We start from the raw sequence: 6,839 nt of genomic DNA on the forward strand, positions 1-6,839 counted from the left end.
AAAGCAATTCCTATTCTGATGTTTTTTCCACTTATCAGTTTACTAGGAATTGCTTTTTTTTGCACTCTGAATTACAAAAAAAGTTGCATGGAGAGAAAGCTTTCCACACAACTTATTATAGAACCAAAAAATCCCCCTCCAAAACGGAAAGGGGATTATGTATCAATGTTTTCCTTCAAACAAGGCGTAATGCAAGGGCTCTAGGGATGGTCCATCCCAGACCTCTTGGTTGGAGACTACTAGGTCCCAGTCTGCTAAATGATTTAGTGGACAGGCTTCTTTAACCGTCACGAGTAAGGTGTAGTCCTTTTGTGAACCACGGAAGATCACTTCTAAGCGACCAGACCCTTCTTCTATTGGTCCAAAATCGATGGTTTCAAGGACTTCTTCATAGGTCGCAAAAGCAAAGTTGGGGTCTGTCTCCTTGAGCTGGATCAGTTGACGAATGCGGTCCAGGGCTTGGAGGACAAAATCCAGGCGGTTCCAATCAATCTGGTTGACTGCGTCTGGGGCATTGTAGGAATTCATGGCCCGTTCCTTGTCTGCCGCTGTGACCTCGCCATCTGGACCCGTTGCCAGGAGTTTGGTCCGTCCAAATTCTTGGCCAGCTTCCATAAAGGTCATGCCTGGCATGAGTAAGTTAAGAACTGTCGCCAGTTCCTGGCGTTGCCAACGGGTGGCAACGTCTTCGTCTGGATGTAACTCCTGTAGGAGGTCGTGGAGGTTGTAATTGTCGTGGGCTTGAACGTAGTTGAGGACCTGGGACGGGGTCAGATAGCTACCGAGCTTGTGGCTAGCTTTGAAGGCTTCGGCAACCTGGTGTTCGCTGCCCTGGCCGCTGACAAAGCCGGCCTTGAGATGTCCGAAGACTTCGGATCCTTTGAGGCTGTCCCGTTGGTCATCATTAAAGAAGCCAATTCCCGGCATGAGATGGGCATTGCCTTTTTTAGCTTTTTGTTCGGGGGCGAGGACAGTTCCCATGTCCCAACCTTCGCCGTAAAGAAGGATTCGGGGATCAATCTCGTCCATGGCCTTCCGGATCTGGTTCATGGTCTCCACATCATGGATGCCCATAAGATCAAAGCGGAAGCCATCAATCTGGTATTCCTCAACCCAGTAGCGGAGCGAATCGATCATGTATTTACGGAACATGGCGTGGTCACTAGCCGTTTCACTGCCGACCCCCGTCCCATTTTCAAAGGAACCATCATAGGCCATGCGGAAATAATAATCCGGTACCAAAGCCTGGAACGGACTATCATAGGTCGAATAGACATGGTTGTAGACCACATCCATGATCACTCCGATACCCGCGTCATGATAGGTTTTCACCATCGTTTTGAAATCCCGAATCACCTGGGCTGGTGAGCTAGCATGATTGGACAAACTCGGTTCCGGAACATTGTAGTTTTGTGGATCATAGCCCCAATTGTAGAGCACGCGCCCTTCCGAATCATATTGCTTGAAGCGGTCTGCAATCGGCTGGAGTTGGACATAGTTAACCCCTAGCTCCTTGATATAATCCAAGCCTGTTGGCTGGCCACTGACCGTGTGACTGCCCGGATAAGCCGCCCCTAGATAGGTCCCTCGAAGATTGGCCGGAACGCCTGAGCTTTCTGACTTGGTCAAGTCCCGTACATGCATTTCATAAATCACAGCCTGACTCGGATTATCGATGCGCCAAGTAGCCTCCGATTCATCTGCTAGGGAAAAATTAGGAATGGCGCGATCCTCCTCTGCCAGCAAGACTGAACGAAAACCGTCTTCCGTAGCAGCTGTGGCATAGGGATCTCTGGTCAAGTGGTCTTCAAAGTCCTGGTAAACATGGTATTGATAGGCCAATCCCCGAATGTCTGTGGTCACGCGTACAGACCAGACCCCGATATCATTTTTTTGATGATCCGTCGAAGCCACACTACCCCGCTCCATCGGGTAGACTTTCCAAACAGGGGCATCATTGGTAGCCGCTGTGTAGACGACCAAGTCCACTTGTTTAGCAGTCGGTGCCCAGACCTTGAACAGGGAAGCCTCCGCCTCATAACGGGCACCCAGCCACCCCTGGTAGGCCCAGTACTGGTCAAAACCTTGGCTATGGTTGGCCATGTCAAAGGCATGGGGATTGCGGTAGCGAAATTGGGGGCTGGCCATGGCTGCCTGCTTGGAGTAATAGAGGGTCTCATCTCCCTCAATGACCCAGACCTCCGTCTTGAGATTAATCGGTAACAGCTTGACCTCAAAATCCCGGGACTGCCAGGACCAGTCATGTGCCTTAATCAGAAACTTGGCAGTGGAGATTGGCCCTTGGCTCTGATAGGTGATTTCCGTCGCCAGTCCAAAATAGTCATAGCTGGAAAAACGAGTTTCCTTCCCTAAATCTCCATCCTTCCATTGCCAGAGATTGACACCCGCATAGCGTCCTTCCTGACTATGGTAATGAATCAATACACGATATTGTAGCATTTCTATCCTCGATTGCCCGTCAATGCATCATCTGAGATTTCATCAACATTGGCATAAAATTCTAAATGATTGGGAAGCACTTCCAGATGCACCGGGGTGTCGCCCCCGTATTCCCCATCCAGGTTCAACATAAACTGTTGGTCCCCTTCCAGCACTTCCAATTTTAATTCTTTACTTTTTATATAGATAACATTAGGATCTGTGACATGCTGGCCACCATTGATCGCCTGGATGATCAAGGACATCATGTCAAAAATCCGGTCTGTTTTCACAATAATCAGGGTGAAATTCCCATCATCCAACTTAGCATCTGGAGCCAGCTTTTCAAAGCCAGCAATCGAATTGGTAAGAGCCACAAAGATTAAGGACACCTTACCCTCAAAGACTCCGCCATCATGCTCCAAGCGAATCTTCCGCGACTTGGCCCGCGGCAACATCTCTGCCCCCTTAGCCACATAGGCTAAGTAGCCTAGACGGGTCTTAATATTACTAGGAACACTGTAGGTTAATTCCGACAAGGTCCCAGCTGCCGCGATATTAATGAAATGTTTACTTCCATAAGCCCGACCAATATCCATTTTGACCAACTGGTTTTGTGCAATGACCTTAGCGGCCGCTACGGGATCCCCCATCGGAATTTTCAAGGCCCGGGCATAGTCATTGGTTGTCCCAACCGGAATAAAAGCCATTCGCGGTCTGGACTCCAAATGCGCAATCCCATTCACAACCTCATTAATGGTCCCGTCTCCCCCAGCAGCGATGACCAAATCAAAGCCAGCTCGAGCTGCTCGTTCTGCCTCTATCTGAGCCGAAAAAGGCAGGGGCGTCGTCTGATAGGCCGACGTTTCATAGTTAAGGTCTTCCAAGACATCCAGGACATTGGCAATGTGACGTTTCATAATCTCCTGTCCAGATGTCGGATTATAAATCAAGCGGGCTCTTTTTCTAGGTTCTGCCATTATAAACTCTCCAACCAGGCTTCATCTTGAACTGGTATCCCCAGTTCCTGCGCCTTGGCTAACTTACTCCCCGCATCTTCTCCAGCAACAACCAAGCTGGTTTTTTTCGAAACCGAGCCGGTTACCTTGGCTCCCAGAGCCTCCAACTTGGCCTTGGCTTCTGACCGTTTCAGACGGCTGAGCTTTCCGGTGAGGACAACGGTTTGTCCTGTCAGGATACCATCTTCAACCTTTTTTTGACCAAGATAGTTGAGATTCATGCCGACAGCCGCTAACTCTTCTAGCAACAGCTGGGCTTCCGCATGTGAAAAATAATGACTCAGGCTCTGGGCTACTGCTGGTCCGATGCCTTCAATGGATACAATTTCTGCTTCACTAGCCTGGCTTAAGGCCGGCAGTGATTCAAATTTTTCTAACAATAAACGACTGGCCTTAGCCCCCACAAAACGAATTCCGAGACCAAACAAGAGGCGGTCTGCTGAATTCTGCTTGGAGACTTCCAAGGCATCCAGCAACTTCTGGCTAGACTTGGCTTGAACCCCATCCAGGGCCACCAAATCCTCCAGCTGCAGGCGGTAGAGGTCGCTGACACTGGTCAGCAATTGGGCATCAAAGAGCTTTTCAATCATGGACGGCCCCAAGCCTTGGATGTTCATGGCTGCGCGGCTGGCAAAATGACTGAGGCGCTCCTTGAGTTGGGCCGGACACTGGGGATTGACACACCGCAGCGCCACCTCGTCCTCCAACTGCTCCAGCTCAGACTGGCAGCTAGGACAATGGCTAGGAATGGCTAGCGCCTGACTGTCGGGCTGGCGTTTCTGCAAAACAACGTGGGATACGGCCGGGATAATATCGCCAGCCTTGTAGACCACAACGGTGTCGCCCTGGTGGATGTCTTTCTCAAGAATATAATCCCGGTTGTGCAAGGTCGCCCGACTGACTTTTGTCCCGGCTAGTTGGACCGGACTCAAATTGGCAGTCGGAGTAACCACACCAGTCCGACCGACAGTCCAGTCGACAGACAACAAGGTTGCTTCCTTTTCTTCGGCCGGAAACTTGTAGGCAATCGCCCACTTCGGATATTTGACCGTAAAGCCAAGTTCCTCCTGCATGGCTAAATCATTGACCTTGATAACCATCCCATCAATCTCATAGGCCAACTCTTCACGAACAGCCTGAATCTCCTGGATAAAATCCCAGACCTCAGCCATGCTTGCGACGGTCCGACGCAGCGGATTGACCACAAAACCGAGCTGCTGCAAGTCTTCCAAGACAGCCTCTTGACTGCTGGCTTCCCAAGGACTGGCTACTTGGTACAAGAAGGTCGCCAACTTCCGCTCAGAGACCACATGCGTATCCAACTGCCGCAAGGTTCCCGCTGCTGCATTCCGCGGATTGGCAAAACTAGTCTCGCCTTCCAGCTCCCGCTTCTGGTTCAAGTCTCGGAAGGCCTCTTTGGGCATGTAACATTCCCCACGCACCGTAATATCCACGGGTTGAGCCAGACGCAAGGGAATATCCTGAACCCGACGAAGATTCTCAGTAATATCTTCCCCCACCTGGCCATCTCCACGGGTTGCGCCCACAACCAAAACACCTTGTTCATAGGTCAAGGAGACAGATAGACCATCAATTTTGATTTCACAGACATACTGAACCTGCGGAAATTCCTTCCGCACCCGCTGGTCAAATGCTTCCAATTCCTCAAGGCTAAAGGCATCCTGCAAACTAAAAAGTGGATAGACATGTGAATACTTGCTAAAGCCGTCTAGAACCTTGCCACCCACACGATGGGTGGGACTATCTGGACGAATCCACTCTGGGTGCTTTTCCTCTAGCTGCACCAATTCCCGATAAAGACGATCATACTCCTGATCTGAGACCAGTGGCTGATCCTGCTCATAGTAGGCCTGGGCATAGCGATTCAGCTCCCCGACCAATTCAATCATTCTTTCTTCCATGCCCTTATTTTATCATGAACCATTAAAAATAAGAATAGATAAGCTATAAACCCCATCGGTCTTTTTCGACAAAAAAAAAGATCGACAAAACTCTGTTTTATCGATCGAGTACATTCTAAAAAAGGGTTCGCAAGCGTTTTTCCATGTTTTGGAACAAAAGCGCTCCTACCAAAAGGGAAATCAACTCCCCCAGACCAGTCGTAAACCAGGTCAAAAAGAAGGGCAGCCCTTGCAACAAATGCAATTCCAAGGCAATCGTAAACATGGAACTAGCAAAAAAGAGGGAAAAGAAAAAATAGCCCTTATCAAATACATTCAAGATTTTTCCACGGCCCACATAAGATTGAAAGAGCCAGACTCCCAAGCTAACAAAGATGAGGGTTGAGCCACCCCCAACAAATACATCGATGATCCCAAAACTATAAAAATTGGCAATCATACACCCCACGGTTAGAGCTAGGATATACTTGGGATGCAAAAAGGCAAAAAAATTCAGCATCTCTGATAGGCGCAACTGATAAGCTCCATAGCTAAGAGCATTAAAGGGAGGCAAAACAGTCAGCAAAACATAAAGTGCTGCAACAAGGGAGATCTGAGCCAGATCTTTGGTGGTTAATGATTTCATTCTAAACTCCTTTAGCGGCAATTCCGCTTCAAATATGCTTGACGAAAGAAGGAAGCGTCAAGGGTTGCATCTGCAACAGTCCCAGTATAGCACATTTTCCTCCTTTATGATAGACTAGGTTCTATGAAAACACTTATTCAAAAATTTTTTAACAACGAGGTCCTATCCTACCTCTTCTTCGGTGTCCTAGCGACTCTTGTCTATTTGGTCTTCCGAACCCTTTTCTTCTACTTGACCCAAGATGCCGTCATCTCAACTGCCACCGCCAATATTTTAGCCATCTTATTCGCCTTCATCACCAATGAGCTCTTTGTTTTCAAACAAAAAAGCCCCGGCCGTTGGGAGCGTCTGGTTAAATTTTTTATGGCCCGTTTATCAACTTTTCTATTAGACATTGGACTGAGCTATCTCTTTGTCACCCAATTCCCAGAAATCATCGGACAATTTGTCAACCATAACCTGCAAGCCGTCAATGCCATTGTAGCCCTGACCTCGCAAGTCTTGATTATCGTCCTCAACTACCTCATCAGCAAACTCTTTGTATTTACAAACAATCAAGGCTAGGATTCCGCTCCTAGCCTTTTTCATATCTAACATATCAAACATCCCTATGACAATTCCACTACCTTATCCACACGCGTCCAAATATCGGGACTGTGTGTCGCAATAATGATGATGCGTTCGGGATTTTTGAGAGACAATAGTAATACTCATTTAAAATCAAAAGTTGAAAAATAATGGATGCTTAGTTTTGAAATACAACAATATAAAACCACTACGTATCTAGAAAGGACCTTGTCCATTCTCTATTCACAATGGATTTTAAGGTTTGGT

General features: G+C 48.2%; 5 protein-coding genes and 1 riboswitch. Of the genes, 1 reads left to right on the forward strand and 4 read right to left on the reverse strand.

The genetic code is table 11. The annotated features are described in order from the left end of the window. Nucleotides 1-162: 162 nt before the first annotated feature. The 4 genes from pulA to HZY94_RS03800 form a co-directional block, all read right to left on the reverse strand. Complete coding sequence (pulA, locus tag HZY94_RS03785; protein ID WP_179925073.1) at nucleotides 163-2,460, reverse strand: type I pullulanase; 2,298 nt, start codon at nucleotides 2,458-2,460, stop codon at nucleotides 163-165. Between the two features lie 2 nt (nucleotides 2,461-2,462). Continuing rightward, entirely contained in the window at nucleotides 2,463-3,419 is a 957-nt protein-coding gene (locus tag HZY94_RS03790; protein ID WP_179925074.1) for a diacylglycerol kinase family lipid kinase, read from the reverse strand. Then, nucleotides 3,419-5,380, reverse strand: coding sequence for an NAD-dependent DNA ligase LigA (gene ligA / locus HZY94_RS03795; protein WP_179925075.1), 1,962 nt, complete (start codon nucleotides 5,378-5,380; stop codon nucleotides 3,419-3,421). The genes HZY94_RS03790 and ligA overlap by 1 nt, the downstream gene beginning before the upstream one ends. Before the next feature lie 115 nt (nucleotides 5,381-5,495). Next, on the reverse strand, nucleotides 5,496-6,005 hold the full coding sequence (locus HZY94_RS03800) for a QueT transporter family protein (protein WP_179925076.1): 510 nt from the start codon (nucleotides 6,003-6,005) through the stop codon (nucleotides 5,496-5,498). After that, a riboswitch (PreQ1 riboswitch) is annotated at nucleotides 6,003-6,099 on the reverse strand. (Overlaps the previous gene by 3 nt.) Nucleotides 6,100-6,128: 29 nt before the next feature. Between HZY94_RS03800 and HZY94_RS03805 the strand changes: the two genes are divergently transcribed. After that, entirely contained in the window at nucleotides 6,129-6,569 is a 441-nt protein-coding gene (locus HZY94_RS03805) for a GtrA family protein (RefSeq protein WP_179925077.1), read from the forward strand. Nucleotides 6,570-6,839 lie beyond the last annotated feature (270 nt).

The sequence above is a fragment of the Streptococcus danieliae genome (assembly GCF_013415245.1).
Lineage (GTDB): Bacteria > Bacillota > Bacilli > Lactobacillales > Streptococcaceae > Streptococcus > Streptococcus danieliae_A.

Excerpts from the sequence above, each read along its gene's own strand:
- ligA (WP_179925075.1), bottom strand. The coding sequence starts at position 5,380 with ATGGAAGAAAGAATGATTGAATTGGTCGGGGAGCTGAATCGCTATGCC.
- HZY94_RS03805 (WP_179925077.1), top strand. The coding sequence starts at position 6,129 with ATGAAAACACTTATTCAAAAATTTTTTAACAACGAGGTCCTATCCTAC.
- HZY94_RS03790 (WP_179925074.1), bottom strand. The coding sequence starts at position 3,419 with ATGGCAGAACCTAGAAAAAGAGCCCGCTTGATTTATAATCCGACATCT.
- HZY94_RS03800 (WP_179925076.1), bottom strand. The coding sequence starts at position 6,005 with ATGAAATCATTAACCACCAAAGATCTGGCTCAGATCTCCCTTGTTGCA.
- pulA (WP_179925073.1), bottom strand. The coding sequence starts at position 2,460 with ATGCTACAATATCGTGTATTGATTCATTACCATAGTCAGGAAGGACGC.